The 16,993-nt window shown below is 40.0% G+C and carries 16 protein-coding genes; 8 read left to right on the plus strand and 8 right to left on the minus strand.

From position 1 onward, the window contains the following. The first annotated feature begins 1 nt into the window (after position 1). Together ACHUE3_RS01385 and ACHUE3_RS01390 are read left to right on the plus strand one after the other, a co-directional pair. Positions 2–1,225, plus strand: a complete 1,224-nt coding sequence (locus ACHUE3_RS01385; RefSeq protein ID WP_058559477.1) for a NupC/NupG family nucleoside CNT transporter — start codon at positions 2–4, stop codon at positions 1,223–1,225. Positions 1,226–1,409: 184 nt separating this feature from the next. After that, positions 1,410–2,129, plus strand: coding sequence for a substrate-binding periplasmic protein (locus ACHUE3_RS01390; protein WP_394189431.1), 720 nt, complete (start codon positions 1,410–1,412; stop codon positions 2,127–2,129). 6 nt (positions 2,130–2,135) lie between these two features. Here the strand turns inward: ACHUE3_RS01390 and ACHUE3_RS01395 are convergent, their stop codons facing one another. The 7 genes from ACHUE3_RS01395 to ACHUE3_RS01425 form a co-directional block, all read right to left on the minus strand. Next, positions 2,136–2,930 carry a substrate-binding periplasmic protein gene (locus tag ACHUE3_RS01395; protein ID WP_394189433.1) on the minus strand — a complete coding sequence of 265 codons (795 nt, stop codon included), beginning with the start codon at positions 2,928–2,930 and terminating at the stop codon, positions 2,136–2,138. A 78-nt stretch (positions 2,931–3,008) separates the two neighbouring features. Then, on the minus strand, positions 3,009–3,218 hold the full coding sequence (locus tag ACHUE3_RS01400) for a cold-shock protein (protein ID WP_058559473.1): 210 nt from the start codon (positions 3,216–3,218) through the stop codon (positions 3,009–3,011). 334 nt (positions 3,219–3,552) lie between these two features. Beyond that, entirely contained in the window at positions 3,553–4,608 is a 1,056-nt protein-coding gene (locus ACHUE3_RS01405) for a hemin-degrading factor (protein ID WP_394189436.1), read from the minus strand. Between the two features lie 101 nt (positions 4,609–4,709). Beyond that, on the minus strand, positions 4,710–6,809 hold the full coding sequence (locus ACHUE3_RS01410) for a TonB-dependent receptor domain-containing protein (RefSeq protein ID WP_394189438.1): 2,100 nt from the start codon (positions 6,807–6,809) through the stop codon (positions 4,710–4,712). Positions 6,810–6,933: 124 nt separating this feature from the next. Next, positions 6,934–7,344: a biopolymer transporter ExbD gene (locus ACHUE3_RS01415; protein ID WP_394189440.1), complete on the minus strand. Its 411-nt coding sequence runs from the start codon at positions 7,342–7,344 to the stop codon at positions 6,934–6,936. Next, positions 7,337–7,882, minus strand: a complete 546-nt coding sequence (locus ACHUE3_RS01420; RefSeq protein ID WP_394189442.1) for a MotA/TolQ/ExbB proton channel family protein — start codon at positions 7,880–7,882, stop codon at positions 7,337–7,339. The genes ACHUE3_RS01415 and ACHUE3_RS01420 overlap by 8 nt, the downstream gene beginning before the upstream one ends. A 24-nt stretch (positions 7,883–7,906) precedes the next feature. Next, positions 7,907–8,638, minus strand: coding sequence for an energy transducer TonB (locus ACHUE3_RS01425; RefSeq protein ID WP_394189444.1), 732 nt, complete (start codon positions 8,636–8,638; stop codon positions 7,907–7,909). 64 nt (positions 8,639–8,702) lie between these two features. Here ACHUE3_RS01425 and ACHUE3_RS01430 point away from each other — a divergent pair, with 64 nt between their 5' ends. Genes ACHUE3_RS01430 through ACHUE3_RS01440 form a run of 3 tightly spaced genes read left to right on the plus strand, consistent with a single transcriptional unit; the run spans position 8,703 to position 11,480 of the window. Further along, entirely contained in the window at positions 8,703–9,629 is a 927-nt protein-coding gene (locus tag ACHUE3_RS01430) for a heme/hemin ABC transporter substrate-binding protein (RefSeq protein WP_394189446.1), read from the plus strand. A 2-nt stretch (positions 9,630–9,631) separates the two neighbouring features. Then, on the plus strand, positions 9,632–10,684 hold the full coding sequence (locus ACHUE3_RS01435; protein WP_394189448.1) for a FecCD family ABC transporter permease: 1,053 nt from the start codon (positions 9,632–9,634) through the stop codon (positions 10,682–10,684). Position 10,685: 1 nt separating this feature from the next. Next, a complete protein-coding gene (locus ACHUE3_RS01440) occupies positions 10,686–11,480 on the plus strand; it encodes a heme ABC transporter ATP-binding protein (protein WP_394189450.1) in 795 nt (264 codons plus the stop codon). A gap of 51 nt (positions 11,481–11,531) precedes the next feature. On the opposite strand, the gene ACHUE3_RS01445 is transcribed toward ACHUE3_RS01440, so the two are convergent. Beyond that, complete coding sequence (locus tag ACHUE3_RS01445; RefSeq protein ID WP_394189452.1) at positions 11,532–13,019, minus strand: sensor domain-containing diguanylate cyclase; 1,488 nt, start codon at positions 13,017–13,019, stop codon at positions 11,532–11,534. A gap of 528 nt (positions 13,020–13,547) precedes the next feature. Here ACHUE3_RS01445 and ACHUE3_RS01450 point away from each other — a divergent pair. From ACHUE3_RS01450 to ACHUE3_RS01460, 3 genes are all read left to right on the plus strand, one after another. Then, positions 13,548–15,353, plus strand: a complete 1,806-nt coding sequence (locus ACHUE3_RS01450) for a glycoside hydrolase family 3 protein (protein WP_394190256.1) — start codon at positions 13,548–13,550, stop codon at positions 15,351–15,353. 8 nt (positions 15,354–15,361) lie between these two features. Continuing rightward, entirely contained in the window at positions 15,362–16,159 is a 798-nt protein-coding gene (locus tag ACHUE3_RS01455; protein ID WP_394189454.1) for a putative hydro-lyase, read from the plus strand. Positions 16,160–16,238: 79 nt separating this feature from the next. Beyond that, entirely contained in the window at positions 16,239–16,976 is a 738-nt protein-coding gene (locus ACHUE3_RS01460; protein WP_394189456.1) for a 5-oxoprolinase subunit PxpA, read from the plus strand. Positions 16,977–16,993 lie beyond the last annotated feature (17 nt).

The raw sequence follows: 16,993 nt of genomic DNA on the forward strand, positions 1-16,993 counted from the left end.
CATGACAACATTTATGAGCTTAGTCGGCATGTGTGTGCTGCTAGGCATTGCTTTTGCGGCGTCAACCAACCGCAAAGCAATTAGTTTAAGAACGGTAGGTATTGCGTTTGCCATGCAGTTCATTATTGGTGGGTTTGTGCTGTTTTTCGAAGCAGGTAAAAACGCCTTAGTAAGCATGTCAAAAGCCGTATCATCGGTAATTGGATTTGCCAATGACGGAATATCATTTTTATTCGGTCCTCTTGCAAGTCAAGATACCTTAGGGTTTATTTTTGCGGTACAAGTTTTGCCCGTTATTGTGTTTTTCTCTGCGCTTGTTGCAGTGCTTTATCACATTGGCATTATGGATTGGATTATTAAAATCCTCGGCGGTGGTTTACAAAAACTGTTAAAAACATCGCGTACTGAATCGCTTTCAGCGACCGCTAACATTTTTGTTGGTCAAACTGAAGCACCGTTAATAGTAAAGCCATTTATTGCAACTATGACCAAATCGGAGTTGTTTGCAGTTATGGTGGGTGGCCTAGCCACTGTAGCAGGCTCTGTAATGGCCGGTTACGTTATTATTGGCGTAGAGCTTAAGTATTTAATTGCTGCCAGCTTTATGGCCGCACCGGGTGGTTTTTTAATGGCCAAGATGATTGTGCCAGAGACCGAAACCCCAAAAGACACATTGGCCGATCTTGATGACAATGAAGATAAGCCTGTAAATGTAATAGATGCAGCCGCATCTGGCGCCGCAAACGGTATGCATTTAGCACTCAATGTAGGTGCTATGTTATTAGCATTTGTTGCTTTAATCGCGCTTTTAAACGGTTTATTAGGTGGTATTGGTGGTTGGTTTGATTACCCGACACTGACACTACAAGAAATTTTAGGTTATATATTTGCCCCAGTCGCTTGGTTACTTGGCGTACCGTGGAGTGAAGCAATTATAGCCGGCAGTTTTATTGGTCAAAAGTTAGTAGTGAATGAATTTGTTGCTTACTTAGACTTTATTAATTATCGCGATACGTTAAGCGCACACACACAAGCGATTGTCACATTCGCGTTATGTGGGTTTGCTAACTTATCATCGATAGCCATTTTACTAGGTGGATTAGGCGGTATGGCGCCTAGTCGGCGAAAGGATATCGCACGCTTAGGGCTCAGAGCAGTGTTAGCAGGATCTATGGCTAACCTTATGAGCGCCGCAATTGCAGGTTTTTTCCTCTCGCTAGCTTAGAAACTTTGAGATGAGCCTTAGTTGCAAAACAATAGGATAGCCCTTTAAGGGGTTAAAGAGCTATCTGACTTGAACGATACTTCACCAAGGGCCGCAAGGCCCTTTTATCGTTTTAGACCCTTTCTTTTTCATATTCTTGTCTTTTTACTATACTGAATTAATCGAGTTAAATTTAGGTAAGTAAATGCGAGCTCTTCTATATTTTTTACTAGTGCTGTTTCCAGTATTAAGCCTAGGCCAGCCCCAAATCCAAGTAGTGACTGAACTTTCACCGCCTAATCAAACTCGAATAAATGATGAAGTTGCAGGTATCAGCACTGAAGTAGTGAAAAAGATATTAGCTATTGCCGCTTTAGACGCTTCTTTCTCTATCTACCCGTGGGCACGTGCATACAAGCTGGCAAGCAAGTTCGATAATACCCTTATATACAGCATTGCTAGAACTCCGGAAAGAGAAAAGCTATTCCATTGGATTGGTCCAGTAGCGCAGTTTAAACTAGGTTTTGTGAAGCTCTCAGAGCGAAAGGATATTAAAATAACGAATCTAGAACTGGCAAGAAAATACAAAATTGCAGTTCAACGACATGACTTGGCTTTTCAGTTTTTATCAAAGAATGGCTTTGATTTACTGATAACTTCAGATATCAAGAAGTCTTACAACTTATTACTTGCTAACAAAGTAGACCTAATAATCGATGACGAAAATTTCATACCTGACATGGCAGATCAATTAGCTATTGATCATAATAAATTAAGCTTCACATACCCAATAGATGCGCTTCAAGTCAAAGGCTATCTAGCAGCAAATATAAATGTAGAGCATCAAATTATAGATGCATTAAAAAAAGCGTTTAGTGAAGTGAAAGAAACACCTGAATATAAAAAGCTAATTAATAAAAATTAGTCTGTTTTAATCATGCTTTTTTAAATAAGGCAGTCTAAATTGCTCAAGATCATCAGTCTCTTTTAATGCAGCTAACTCGTGATTAAATTTATCAACAATCTCTTTGGGCACAGATTTATTAAACGCAAGGTAGTTTCCTTTTAATTTACCAACGGGTAATTCAATTAACTTAACTACGTCAGCGCTATTGTGGCCATACTGTTGTAATTGATAATCAAGCAACGATTCTGAACCGAGAATAAGATCGATCTTATTTTTAAAAAATAAATTAATGTACTCGTAATGATGGGCAAAGTTTAAGAGGTTTTTATCTTTTACAAAACCAATGTCATGCACTAATTGCGCGTACACATCACCACGAGCTAACCCTAAGGTGTAGGTACTTAATTGACTCAGCTCAGTAGGGTTTATGTGGTCATTACTCGCGAGTCGGTAAAAAAAAGTACGTGAAGAAGCTAAAGGGCCGACCCATTGAAATAACGACTCCCGCTCTGACGACCGTGCTGTCGATACTAATCCTGAAGCTTTATTTTTTTGAGCCAGATGATACGCCCGTGTCCAAGGTAATAACTCAAACTGACAATCAACGTTAACTCGTTTGCATAAGGCACGAGTGATATCAAGGTTAATACCTTGCAACTGGCCTTTATTTGAAAAGTTGTACGGTGGGAAGTGCTCTGTATATATAGTAATTAAAGGCTTGGCATAGCCTATAGCCGAAAAATTTAAGCAACAAAGAAGTACAAAAATGTTACGGATAATTTTCTCCGACGACCACTGATAATCACCAATAATAGGCATTCAGCGTGATATCGTCAATTTTTAAGCACAAAAAAAGCGCTATATAAGCGCTTTTTGAATTCTACCTAAAAGGTAAAATTATACAGCAGTGATGTTTTCTGCTTGAGGACCTTTTTGACCTTGTGAAAGAGTGAACTCTACACGTTGGCCTTCAGCAAGAGTTTTAAAACCTTCGCTTTTGATTGCTGAGAAATGTGCGAAAACGTCTGGACCATTTTCTTGCTCGATGAAACCAAAACCTTTAGACTCGTTGAACCACTTAACTGTACCTGATACGATGTTAGACATAGTAATATCCTGATATAAAAAATAAAAAATTGCCCATATGGGCGGGTGTAGCAAAAAATGAGATGGTACTTAAAAAAACTTCAGGACGGTACTACAAGTATTACTTATACAACAACGAAATGGAGATTTATAAATTACATGCTTTCTTTCTAGCTGCGGCCCACTATATAGAGTTAGCAGTTTATGTCAAACCTTTTGTGATTTTATTTTTAATTTAACACTCCAAGCGCCTTGTCTATTTTACCTGCTTTAGTCATTAAACACGTCTACGCAATGAAGTTATTCTCAAAGTAGCGCTGATTTTATTTTCAGCGCTATTGCTTTTCCAACCCTATTAAGCTGTTACGGCTTGCTCTCGTATATTGTCACATAGCTCAATCCAATCTGCTGATTGCACTTTGCCTTCGCTTCTACGTCCAAACAAAGTCATGACTGTGCTGCCATGAGCATCAAAAAATTCGACCGAATGAACGAACGTATCACCATTGTCAGTTGGCTTTTTAACAACAAATGCGCGAGAGAACTGCTGACTTTTTACATGCAAGTTAAAATTGTTATCTAGGACGTTGTACCACGGTCCAACCTGTTTAAGATTGGTTAATGTTCCAGAATAAATTTGCACGGCTGCGTGGTTGTTCACAAAAATCATTAATTCGCTTTGTTGTTCGCGCACAGCTTCAAAAACATCGGTTAAACAATCAGGCGAGACTTCTTGTGCCCATTGCTCACCTGCAATTTCAAGCCCTTGAGTACGGCTAACTGCAAACTTAGTTAATAATCCAGGAAAATGGTGAACATCTTGTAAGCTCTTCCAGCCTTCTCTAAAACCTTGAATATCGATTTCAGCTAGTGCTTTTCTTTCATCAACAACAATTGCAGGTGCGGTTACACTGATCGGTCCGTCTTGTTGTTGCACCTTAAATCTTTCAACTAATTGTTCAAATGCAGTAAAGTCAGTTTGGGTAGTGGTAAATACCTTGTGTACAGCAACTCCGTATTTATCAAAAAATTGAATACTCCCCTGATTTTTTTTGTTATGTAGCGCAAATACGCTATGCCATTTTGATATAAATAGGCGTAAATCGATACCTCCAGGGTTAATTGCAATAGCCGTTTTAGTATCATTGCGATCTGAGCAGTAAATTTTTTCATAACAGCCTGAAATTTCACTCACCACATGCTCGTTACGCGTTAATGCCATAACATGATTCAACTTTTTAAAGGCTTTCAATATAGCTTCTATATTAGTGTTATCAAGCTTAGTTACACCTTCACCTACCTGAGCGGCAATAAGTTGCGCTTCTTTTATATTTAATTGCTGCGCAGCGTCTATGGCTCTTATGTTTGGTTGCTGTTCACATAACTGGCGATAACGTTGTAAAATAGTCATTCTTTCTTACCTTCATGTTTATCTATAGCTCGAGCCGACGTCGCAAGCTGAGCTTTAGACTCAACCACCTCAAGCAACTTCTACCTTGAGGTGGTTGAGTATTAAAATTTAAAGCTAACTTGAGTTTTAATATTACGGCCTACACCATAATCACCAATTGCACCGCCAGTACCGGCCATCACTTGGTATTTTTTATCAAACACGTTATCCACCGCAACACGTACATTCCAGTCATCACTAATAACCCAGTTGGCATTGAGCCCTACTAAGGTATAACTGTCTTGCTGTGTCTCTTTATATGATCGGGTTGCAACGTCATACGCTTGAACCGTTCGCGCAGCAATATCCTGAACGTTAATTCCTGTGCGTAAGCTTGAGTCGAAGAAAAATAAACCAGCCGTGAGCGCCAATTTATCTGCCGGTAAATACCATAAAGGTTCGCCGTCTTGGTCTTCTCCTGATATTTCGCTGTAAGCAAGGTTTGCATAGCCTATTGAGTGGGCGTAGTTCACTTCAAGTTCAAAACCATCGCGATCATTTTTCCCACGATTACTATAACGCGGTGCAGGAACTGGGTTTGTCACAGAGCTGGTGTTTGACTGTATTTCATCATCAATGTGGGTTTCAAAATAAATAATACGCCCAGTTAATGAATCTCTATCAGAGAACACATTATCTGTTTGATAGCTCATGCCTATTTCTTGGTTTTGGCTATTTTCGATTTCGAGCTCTAAATTAGGGTTACGATTGGCATATGAGTCATATAGTTCGTCGATTAATGGTGCTCTAAACCCTTCTTGGTAGCTGGCAAATAAAGCGAATTGCTCTGTAAATTGATAATTCACAGTAACAGCAGGCACTACTTTTGAATGCTTTACTGTTGTATCTAGTTGTGAATTTTTGCTATCAAATAAGGTTGTTGGTGTGCTGCTATATTTTTCATATCTTACACCTGCGGTTAATGTTAGTGCTTGCCATGTAAATTCATCTTGAATATACACACCAAAGCGTTTTTGCTCCCCTCCAGGTTGTGATGCCATTTCACTAAACAATATTTCTGAACCATATTTTATGCAGGCGTATGTCTGCATGTTGTACTCTAAGCATGAATAACTTTGCTTATCACCTACACGCTCTTTGTCTGAGTACTGTAAACCGTAAGTAAGTGCATGCATTCCCAATAAACTGGTATTCATAATATCGAGTGTATTGATATTATATTCATAATGAGATTCAACGCCGATATAGTCTTCTAACATACCTTTGCCATCGCTTTCTGTAATATGGCTTTGGCTATTTCCAAAACGTATCGCTAAATCAAGGTATTTGTTATTAATCGGGTTCAGCTCATAACTAAGGTTAGTAATAGATTGCTTTACTCTGCGGTAAACTGTGCCCCAAGCACCCGGATCTGTGGAATTAAATTCCGTTCTTTGGGCATCTTCACTTTGGCTATATGAAAGCCCAACTAATGAGTCATCCGTTATGTAATACTCGCCTTTAAGTAACAATGACTCGGCTTCAATTGCAGAGTTATCGAGTGTTTCATCATTCGATAATTCAAAATCATCACTTTGTCGTTTAATGTAAGCCGCTAAAATATCGAGCGAATCTGTCGGGCGGGCATACGCATAAACGCTGCCATTATTTTCATTATTATTGCCATGATGGCCAAGCTTAATTTTTGCACCTGCTGTTTGACCTACCGCTAAAAAGTCACTGGCATCTTTAAGCTCCATCTCAACGACACCACCAAGCGCACCACCACCATGTAATACGGTACTTGGACCACGTTTAATACTTACAGTACGGTATAAATCAGCGTCGCCAAAGAAGCTGCCCATTCGGTATTTTTCAAAAGTTTGTATAGCTCCGTCAACACTAACAAGTACATCTTCGGCATCACTAAAGCCGCGAACATTAAACTTTTGCCCCCCTGCTCTTGGTCCACCTGTGGCAGTTACATTCGGTACTGAAATTAAACTATCGAATACCGTTGTAGCGAGTACATTTTCAATATCTTCAGCGCTGATAACATTCACCGCTTGAGCAGAGTTCAATGCCGTTTTTTCTGTTCGGGTTGCAGTAACCGTTACGGCATCAAGGTGGGTCGTTAATTCAGTTTGATCTGATGGTGGGGTTTGTGCCATCACAGGAAGTGAAACACTGGCAATGCATAGAGCCAGTTTTGAAAGGCGCATGTTATCGCTCCATAAAGTTTATGTATTTTAATTTACGAATTGGCATGGCCCCTTAATTAGCCAATTCGAACCTTTTGTAAAACGGCATCACTATAACAAAACAAACTATAAATGATAATCGTTTTTATTCGCTTTTGGTTAGTATATTTGCAATTTTATGATCTTCTTTAGACAGTGCAGCTAAAAGCTTAACTAACTCGCCACTGGGTACCTGTTGATCAATTGCAAGGTATACACCTGATTGCTTTTTATGCCGCAAAGCAGCAATGACATCATCCAAAGAATCGTAAGATGTTTTAGCCAAGGCATAAATAAGGTGTTTGTCGGTATAGTTAACACTTAGTACAATCGCTTTTTGTTGCTCAAGCGGTGCGTGATTATCACTACCGACCTCAGGCAAAGTGACATCAAGCATGTCTAGTTTTACCGCAGCTGTGAGTAATAAAAACACGAGTAAAATAAACAGCACGTCAATTAATGCGGTTAAATCTGGCATTAAAGAACTATTGTTGGATTTATCTGGCAGCTCAAGCATGGGGCAGCTCATCAAAACAAAGTTGATAATTTAAGTGGTTAATAATGCGAGTCAAATCTGTTTGAAAGCGCTCTAAAAGCGCGTTAAAAACCCCACTTAATAACAAACAAGGAATGGCAATAACAAGCCCTGCCATGGTTGAATACATTGCCTCCCATAAGCCATCAGCTAGTAATGCCGGCGTTGCAGCTTGATGTGTTTGGGCTATTTTTTTAAACATCAGTACTAAGCCCCAAACCGTACCCAATAACCCCATCAAAGGGGATAAAGTGCCTAACAGGGATAATATGTTTAATCGTTTGCGCCAACCGCTTAAACAGTCTTGTAAGTATAATTGGCACCATTGCTGGCGTTGCTCTGGCTGAGACTTTTGTTTTAGCTGCTGGCTAAACTCACCATTTGGCTGTTTCAGTTTTTGCATTTTCAGCCAACTTTGTGCAAACGCCAAGCTGCGCTCTAATACTATTGCTAACGCAATAATTGAAACCATAAATAACGGCCAAGCCATAATACCAACAGCATAAAAAACATCGTGCATAATTACTTCTCTTAATTAAATGCGCTAAGAGCGCAAGGAAAATTTAATAGGTACACTAAAGCGCGCCTTTACTTTATGTTGTTCACGTATCACCGGGTGAAACTGCCATTGCGATACGTTATTTAAAGCCGCTTTATCAAGCTCACTAAAGCCACTGCTTTTTAATACTGAAAGCTGTGCAATACTGCCATCTTCGGCTAATTCTATTTGCACAATTGCAACCCCCTGATAGCCGCGGCGCTTAGCTTTTAGCGGATAATTTAAAGTAGGCCTAGGTGATTTAAAAAGAGGTAATGTGTTTAAGTCGATAACTTGATTTTTTAACGAGTGCTGCTTTGCTATTACAGGCGCACTTGAAGCGGGGGCTGCCTGACTGGGTTTTAACTCATTTATTGCAGGTTCACTAACGAGTTTCGCTTTGGCAATTGCAGTGTCAGGTTCAATGATGGTTTTTTTTATAGTTGGCTTTATTTTGTTCTGCTGCGCAGTTTTGGTGTTTTCTTTTACGGTTGCTTGTTTTGCTAAGCGCTTAACCTTTGAATAAAATTGCGTGCTTGGCGATTGTTTAGCAACAACCGCTGGTTTCTGTACTTGTTTTTTTTGTAACTTAACAGGCTCTGATGCAATGATTTTAATCGCAATTTTACTCGCTGGTTGAGCATCACTAAATTGCACCGTATTTAGCTTTGTTGGCTCAAAGTAAAGCCAACTAAAATGGCACCCTGCAGAAACAATTAGAAAAATAATAAATTTCATAACTTTTAAATACAAATGCAAACTGTTATTATTTGTATTAAATAATATCAACAATGGAATCGTTATGAAACCCCTACTCTCGTATTTAATTTTTATAACCCTTGCTGTAACCAGCCAAATTGTTTTTGCAAACCAATCAACAACTCCTCAAAGGGTTGTAGTCTCAGGCGGCTCAATTACAGAAGTTATTTACGCGCTTGATGAGCAACAGCGAATTATTGGAGTCGATAGCACAAGTGTTTTCCCTACACAGGCAAAAGAAAAACCACAAATTGGCTATGTTAGAAGGATCAGCGCAGAAGGTATTTTATCGCTAAACCCCGATTTAGTTATTGGTGAAGCAGATACAGGGCCCAAAAAAGTAGTCGAGCAACTCAAGCAAACCGGTATTAACTTAGTCATCCTTGATGAAAACGATAATTTAGGCGGGATAGAAAACAAGATTAAAAAAATTGCTAGTTTATTAAATGTTGCTCATAAGGGTGATGTTTTAGCTCAGTCTCTACAAGTGGACCGCGATGCACTGAGCTATATTTTACAACAAACGATGATTAAACCTCGGGTATTATTTGTGCTCAGTGTTCGTAATAGTCAGCCTATTGTAGCCGGTGCGGGGACCTCAGCTGATGAGCTGATCACAGCAGCTGGAGGCATTAATGTTGCTGCAAGTGCCATTAATAATTGGAAACCACTATCAACCGAAGCAGCACTTGCTATAAACCCAGATGTAATTATTACAATGGGTCGCCATGGTGATGAACCACTGGTTAAGTTAGAAAAACTAGCCCACTTTAAGTTTTCAAATGCTGTCAAAAATGGCCAAGTCCACAGCTTCGACGGCAGTTATTTACTTGGTATGGGCCCGCGTACTCCACAAGCTTTGGTTGAGCTTGCGCATACTTTCCACCCAGACACTCAATTACCATCAGATTACAAATATCGCTATGCATCTAGCGCCAGCAATGTGACTGCTCAACTAAGTGAGCACTGATCATGCTTGCATTGGGTAGTACAGTAATTTCACAAAATCAGCACCGTCGAATGGCGATCCCTGCATTATTTATTGCATGTGTCATTGTGTTTTTTATCGCCCTTAGCAATGGGGGTGTGGTAATCAGTATTAGTGAAATAATTTCGATTATAAATCAAACCGCCGACGATGAGCTCAAGCATGCCATTATTTGGCAAATACGTTTACCTCGCTTAATACTGGCTATGATTGTCGGTGCGGGGCTGGCAGCATGCGGCGCCGCGATGCAGGCTATATTTAGAAATCCATTAGCCGACCCTGGTTTAATTGGTGTATCAAGCGGTGCTGCATTAGGCGCCGTTGCAACTATCGTATTAGGCACTAGCTTATTTGCTAATTTTAGCGACAGTCTAGGTATTTACGCTGTGCCTGTTGGCGCATTTTTAGGTTGCATTGGTGTATGTGTATTTATTTACCGACTCAGCGCCCATAGTGGGCAATTTACTATTATTAGTTTGCTACTAGCAGGGATTGCAGTCAATGCGATTGTTGGTTCACTTATTGGGGTATTAACTTTAATCAGTAACGATCAACAACTACGGGATTTAACCTTTTGGAGTATGGGCTCACTGGCGGGTAATCATTTTGCAATGATGCTACCAACAATTGCACTGATTATTTTTAGCTGTGTGGCGTTACTTCGTTTAGGCAAACCACTTAATTTATATTTATTAGGTGAAGCACAAGCAAAACACTTGGGTATTAATGTTACTAAGCTTAAAAAACAAGTCTTTATATACACCGCTTTATGTACCGGTGCTGCTGTTGCGATCACAGGAATCATTGGTTTTGTCGGTTTCATCGTGCCGCATATCGTACGTTTAGTACTGGGTCCTGATCACCGTTATTTAATGCCCACAAGTATGCTTGGCGGTGCGCTATTGTTAAGTTTAGCCGACTTATTCGCCCGCACAGTGATGCTACCAGCAGAACTTCCTATTGGACTTATCACCAGTGCGATTGGCGGCCCATTCTTTTTAATCATGTTATTAAAAACTTATCAACGACGAGGGTAAAATGCTATTAGGAACTAATTTAACCGCTAAGATTGGGTGTAAAACTCTCTTAGATAACGTTAATTTTATGGTGAAGCCCCATGAAGTAGTCGTGATCATTGGGCCAAATGGTGCGGGTAAATCGTCTTTGTTAAAGGCTCTTTGTGGTGATATTGCTTTAACGGGTGGTGCAGTCAGTATTAATCAGCAAAATTTAGATGATTATAGTATTGCAGAGTTGGCACAATTAAGAGCGGTACTCACGCAAAACTATGAACTGGACTTTCCGTTTACCGTTAATGAAGTGGTTGATATGGCGCATGTTGCGCATCAAGAGCAGTTCAGTAATGCAGCGCTAAAACGATTTTCAAACAATGCGATGCAAGCTTTAGGTGTTTATCATTTAGCACAGCAATGCTTTACTCGGTTGTCAGGGGGAGAAAAGCAACGTACGCAGCTAGCACGTGTGCTCTGCCAATTGCAGCCGAGCTTAATCAATAAGCAAAGTGCGTATTTGCTGATTGATGAACCAACATCAAGTTTAGACCTTTATCATCAATATGAAGTTATGACTCAAGCACGAGACATTGCTAAGCAAGGTGCGGGTGTGGTCGCTGTGGTACACGACCTATCACTCGCGGCGAGTTTTGCTGATCGTCTTTATATGATGGATGAAGGAGAAGTAGTTGCCAGCGGCACTCCTGAAGAGGTTTTGAGTCAAACTAGGCTGAATGAGGTCTATAAAATTAATGCTAAATTGCAAATAGGCTTAAACGACACACTCCCGCATATTCTAATCAACAAAAAGGCGTGCTAAACAAAGTAAATGTGGCATAGCCGATGTACCACTATAAAGGCGATAGCTTTACTAATAGGTGGTCGCAGTGGCATCACCAAACTGTGGATCTAAAATACATCGGTTACGTCCTGTATTTTTAGCTTTATAAAGCGCTTGGTCGGCACATTTCAATATAGACTCGATTGATAATTCATCAATGGGCCAGCCAGCTATACCGATTGATATATTGATATAGCCTACTGGAGATACCTCAGTTTGTGCAACACTTAAACGAATGCGCTCACCTAACGCATAGGCTGTATTTGCATCAGCATTAGGTGAAATAACAATAAACTCTTCTCCACCTGTGCGCGCAACAAAATCACTACTGCGAGTTACATCAGAAATAATTCCTGCTAACGATTGGAGAACAATATCCCCAATGTCATGACCATATTGATCATTAACTCGTTTAAAATAATCAATATCGAGTGCCAATACTGCAAAAGGAGTATTTGTGTCTATTAAGTGCGCCAAAATAGTGTCTAGACTGCGTCGGTTATTGAGCCCAGTTAGAGGGTCGGTACGAGCCTCTTGGTGTAACGCACCAATTCGACTGTGTAGCACAGCAACACCTTTGAGCATCGCTTTACGTAACTCTGCACTTTCAAAGTACCATGATTTCACATTTTTAAGCGCTGAAGGTGCAGCGGGATCATCTAACATGTTTGCAGTGTGTGCTAAATCACGCAAAGGGTGTGCTATAAAACGGGCAAGCAGTAAAATAAAAACAAAAGTGGCTAATCCTATTGGGATAGTACGGTAAAGTACACTAACCATTAACCCATCAAGCGGCTCGAGTGTTTTTGCTAACGGGCGCTGAGTAATAATCCCCCAAGGAGCTTGTGCTAAAGGAGCATAACCGGCCAACACAGTTAAGCCTTGGCTATTTGTTAACTCTTGCGTGCCTTTTTCACCTTTTAGCACTGCTTCAATAACATTGTTATTGTACACACGCTCGCCAATACGCGACTTATCTGGGTGGTAGAGTAATCGTCTATTTTTATCAACCACATACAAATATGAACCATCTTCATGAAAATGAACTTGTAGCAAACTATGTAAAATGCTGGCTTCTTTTAAATAAATACTGCCACCAACATACCCCAAGTATTTATCATCTTTGTTAAAAAGAGGATGTGAAATGAAGATAATTAAATTATTAGCTGCGGAAATATAAGGTTCGCTGATCATTGGCTTTTTGACTAACCGCGCTTCTTTAGCTCCTTGGCTTTGCAGTTGCAGACCCTCTAAATGTAAACTCGCAGGCGATACGTCAAGCACTTTGCCTTTTGCTTCAACAATCACCGTGGAATTAAAACTGTTAGTTTGTAACCTTAAACGCTCGACTTCCTGCTGATAGGTAGCAACATTATCGAAGTCCTCAGCAATTACTTTGGCTGAGTAGGCAAGTTGTTGTTGTGCAGCCTGTAAAAATCGATCCGTTGCTAACCCCAATTTTGCGGCATAAGCACTTTGGCTCTTAAGGGTTTGTAACTGCAACTGTTGCTTTTGCACTTGATAGCTTGAATAAAAGCTATTCAAAAATGTAACAATAGTGGCGGAGATAGCTAAAAAAAGGATTAACTTTTTTAAGTCTAACTTAACTGTTAAATGTTTCTTGAAGCGATGCAAAATAATACTCAACTTTTACAGTAATTCGCCTTGAAACTCCTTGGCCATAAAGTAAACAAACTTTAGCAAAATGTATAAATAAAAGCTATTACAAGCGTACCAACTCTTGATTTAGAACAAAAACTCAAATTATTATTCCCACTTTGTTTAACATATCTTTTTTGATACTTTAAGCATACTCTACGCTATGATTCGTTAGTTTGTAAGCTAGGGTATAGAATAGAATCAATAAGGTATTGCCTGACTTTTTTATAGCTGATTATCAGAGCAGCTAAAGTTGTAGCAGCGTAAACCATTCAATTTTTAAAGTTCTTCAGTCACGCAACTTTAAACTAGATAGCTTTGGAGCTAACAGTGTTAACTAAGCTTGCCATTACATCAATTACCTTTGGATTAGGGTGCATTATTTCAATGAAATCAACCATCGCAGCAACAAACTTAACGCTTGAACAACAAATTGGTCAAAAGCTGATGCTTGATTTTCGTTATTACTGTGAAAAAAGTAGCAAAAAGAAATGTCGCAAACCAATGACTGAACTTCCTAAAGATTTAGCGCAAGCGATCGCCCAACATAATATAGGTGGCGTTATTCTCTTTGCTGAAAATATTGATAATGTTGCGCAGATTGTAAAGCTCAACAATCAAATGCAGCAAGCCGCGGCCAAATCAACTTTAGGTGCCCCATTATTTATATCAATAGATCAAGAAGGTGGACGTGTTGCAAGGATACCACGCCATATAGGCACTTCATTTACCGGTAACATGTCTATCGGCGCCACTTACCCTACGCACGGTACAAAGTTTGCGACACAATCAGCACATGTAATTGCTGATGAGCTAAAGGCAATTGGTGTCAACGTTAATTACGCGCCTACAATCGATGTAAATATTAATCCTGATAACCCTGTTATCAATGTGCGTTCATACAGCGAAAATCCAACTTTAGTTGGCATACTTGGCGGCGCACAAGTGGCTGCTTTTGAAGATAACACAGTGATCACGTCGCTAAAACATTTCCCAGGTCATGGTGATACAAATGTAGACAGTCATACAGGTCTGCCTAGAGTCGAGCACGACAAAAACACAATTTGGCAGCAAGATCTGCCACCGTTCAAGGATATTATTAAAAGCCAGAATCCTGGCATGATCATGACAGCACATATTCAATATCCTGCGCTTGATGACAGCACTTTTGTAAGTAAAGACGGTAAAACCATGATAAAGCCGGCCACAATGTCGCGTAAAATCATAACTGACCTTTTACGGGGGGAATTAAACTATCAAGGAGTCGTTATAACTGATGCGCTTGATATGGCAGGGATCAGCCACTTTTTTGAACCCGTTGAAGCCGTCGTGAATACATTTTCGGCAGGTGTTGATATCGCTTTAATGCCAATCGAAATTCGCCAACCTGATGACTTAATCGAGCTGAAAGAACTAATAGAACGCCTTGTTAAAGAGGTAGAGCAAGGAAACTTAAATGCGCAGGAAGTCGCGCTATCAGCCCAGAGAATTTTACGTCTAAAAGAAAAATTTAAACTAACCACAGTGCTAGATGAGCCCGCCGCCATTAAAGCAGCGCAACATACTTTAGGTAAACCAACGCATCGTGATGTTGAGGCTCAACTGGCCTTAGCTGCTATCACTGAGGTTAAAAATGATAACCAAACACTACCTTTAAAACTAGCTAACAACCTCAAAATACACCTTATTATGCCTGACACGCGAAAGTGTATGGCCCTTGAACAGGCTATAAAAGAGCATGCCGATTACAGTTATCAATTCTCTTGCACAAGCTTACAGGGCTTCGATCCTAAATCCACTCTTAAAGCAATCAATCAAGCAGATGTCATCATAGCTGCAAATGCATCGCCTGCGCAAAGTGCTGTTGAAATTGGCGGTATGGATGACTTAGCTGACGACCCTGAGTTTATGGTTGCTAAGTCAGAGCAAAGCGCTGTGCTCGAAAAGCTGTTACACCAATCACAACTGGCGAATAAAAAAACGGTGTTTGTCAGTCTAAGAGCGCCTTACGATATTGCAAAATTCAGCCAATATGCTGATGCAATTCTAGCAACTTATGCGTATAACATAGATGTAGATAATAATGTTAAAGTAGCAGGCCCTGCTTTTACGGCTCTTGCTAAAGTATTAGTTGGTAAACACATTGCAACAGGTATATTACCTGTCACGGTAAATGGCTTTAATCGTAATTAGAGGACTCTATGCAACATAACGCTTCACTAACCACCCCTTACGCTATCCGCAACATGATCCGTAATGAAGATTATACAGGCAGCACATCAGGCTTCGTTCCCGGCTTTGTGCAAGCAAATTTAGTGATTTTACCTAAGCGTTATGCATTTGATTTTCTACAGTTCTGCCAAGCCAATAAAAAGTCGTGCCCTATCATCGCGAGTAGCCAGCAACCTGGCGCCGTTAGTATCTCTAATGTTGCACATGATTTAGATATCAGAACTGATCTTCCTCGCTACCGAATTTATAAAAAAGGTCAGCTTGTTGATGAGGTGACAAATATCAAAGAGTACTGGCAAGATGACTTAGTCAGCTTTTTAATAGGCAGCTCATTTTCATTTGAAGACTCTTTAAAAGATGCTGGCATTGAAATACGTAATGTTACTGAACATAAAAGCGTGCCTATGTATATCACCAATATTCCGAACGAAAGTGCCGGTATTTTTCATGGTAATATGGTGGTTAGTATGCGACCAATGAAACCTGCCGATGCTATTCGTGCAATTCAAATTTGCAGCCGGTTTAGTGATGTTCATGGCGCCCCCATTCATTTTGGCGACCCTGCGGCTATTGGTATTAAAAATATAAATCGGCCGAACTATGGTGAGTCTGTTAGCATTAAAGAGGGTGAAGTACCTGTTTTTTGGGCATGTGGTGTGACTGCACAAGTAGCTATTGCACAGGCAGCACCCGATTTCTGCATTACACATAGCCCAGGACACATGTTAATTACCGATATTCAAAATGCACATATAGCATCCTTTTAGTGATACACAAATGAAGTGCCACACTGCTCTATGTGAGCATTAGCTATGTTTTATAAATTGATAGAGTTAAGCGAAAATTATGAAGCTCAATTGTGATTTAGGTGAAAGTTTTGGTGCATGGCAAATGGGGCTTGATGATCAAGTTATGCCACACATTGATATGGCAAATATAGCCTGTGGCTTTCATGCAGGTGATAGTGACGTGATTGCAAAAACATTAATACTTGCAAAACAGAACGCTGTAGAGATTGGTGCACACCCAAGCTACCCAGATAAACAAGGGTTTGGTAGGCGCTCAATGGTACTTTCAAAAGATGAGTTATCCAACTGCCTTCACTATCAAATCGCAGCCTTAGAAGGCATGGCAAAAGTACACGGCCTTACATTGGATTATGTTAAGCCTCATGGCGCACTTTATAATGATATGATGATTGATGACGCTATTTTGAACACAGTTATGGGGGCAATAGCTCGCTACTCGCCTTCTCTAAAGTTAATGATTTTAGCAACCAACGAAGCTAAACATCATAAACAGCTAGCAAAACAATATGGCATCACAGTTATTTTAGAAGCCTTTGCAGATAGGCAATACACAGATGAAGGCCGCCTAGTATCGCGCAAAATAGCGGGTAGCGTACATAATAAAGCAGCCATGCTGGCTCAAGTAAACCAGTTACTCAGTGAGGGAACTGTTACAACAAATAGCGGTAATAAAGTAGCTTTAAACGCAGATAGTTTATGTGTTCATGGCGATAATGCTGACGGCATTGCTTTAATACATGAAATTAAAACGCTTTGCATAAACGCGAAAGCTTAATCAGTTAACGGTTTTTG

This window comes from Pseudoalteromonas atlantica (assembly GCF_043641955.1).
Taxonomy (GTDB): Bacteria; Pseudomonadota; Gammaproteobacteria; order Enterobacterales; family Alteromonadaceae; genus Pseudoalteromonas; species Pseudoalteromonas atlantica_A.

Bases quoted from the DNA above. Each gene is read 5' to 3' on its own strand.
- ACHUE3_RS01420 (WP_394189442.1), bottom strand. From the start codon at position 7,882: ATGCACGATGTTTTTTATGCTGTTGGTATTATGGCTTGGCCGTTATTT.
- ACHUE3_RS01450 (WP_394190256.1), top strand. From the start codon at position 13,548: ATGAAATCAACCATCGCAGCAACAAACTTAACGCTTGAACAACAAATT.
- ACHUE3_RS01415 (WP_394189440.1), bottom strand. From the start codon at position 7,344: ATGCTTGAGCTGCCAGATAAATCCAACAATAGTTCTTTAATGCCAGAT.
- ACHUE3_RS01435 (WP_394189448.1), top strand. From the start codon at position 9,632: ATGCTTGCATTGGGTAGTACAGTAATTTCACAAAATCAGCACCGTCGA.
- ACHUE3_RS01405 (WP_394189436.1), bottom strand. From the start codon at position 4,608: ATGACTATTTTACAACGTTATCGCCAGTTATGTGAACAGCAACCAAAC.
- ACHUE3_RS01425 (WP_394189444.1), bottom strand. From the start codon at position 8,638: ATGAAATTTATTATTTTTCTAATTGTTTCTGCAGGGTGCCATTTTAGT.
- ACHUE3_RS01400 (WP_058559473.1), bottom strand. From the start codon at position 3,218: ATGTCTAACATCGTATCAGGTACAGTTAAGTGGTTCAACGAGTCTAAA.
- ACHUE3_RS01395 (WP_394189433.1), bottom strand. From the start codon at position 2,930: ATGCCTATTATTGGTGATTATCAGTGGTCGTCGGAGAAAATTATCCGT.
- ACHUE3_RS01430 (WP_394189446.1), top strand. From the start codon at position 8,703: ATGAAACCCCTACTCTCGTATTTAATTTTTATAACCCTTGCTGTAACC.
- ACHUE3_RS01385 (WP_058559477.1), top strand. From the start codon at position 2: ATGACAACATTTATGAGCTTAGTCGGCATGTGTGTGCTGCTAGGCATT.
- ACHUE3_RS01410 (WP_394189438.1), bottom strand. From the start codon at position 6,809: ATGCGCCTTTCAAAACTGGCTCTATGCATTGCCAGTGTTTCACTTCCT.
- ACHUE3_RS01455 (WP_394189454.1), top strand. From the start codon at position 15,362: ATGCAACATAACGCTTCACTAACCACCCCTTACGCTATCCGCAACATG.
- ACHUE3_RS01460 (WP_394189456.1), top strand. From the start codon at position 16,239: ATGAAGCTCAATTGTGATTTAGGTGAAAGTTTTGGTGCATGGCAAATG.
- ACHUE3_RS01440 (WP_394189450.1), top strand. From the start codon at position 10,686: ATGCTATTAGGAACTAATTTAACCGCTAAGATTGGGTGTAAAACTCTC.
- ACHUE3_RS01390 (WP_394189431.1), top strand. From the start codon at position 1,410: ATGCGAGCTCTTCTATATTTTTTACTAGTGCTGTTTCCAGTATTAAGC.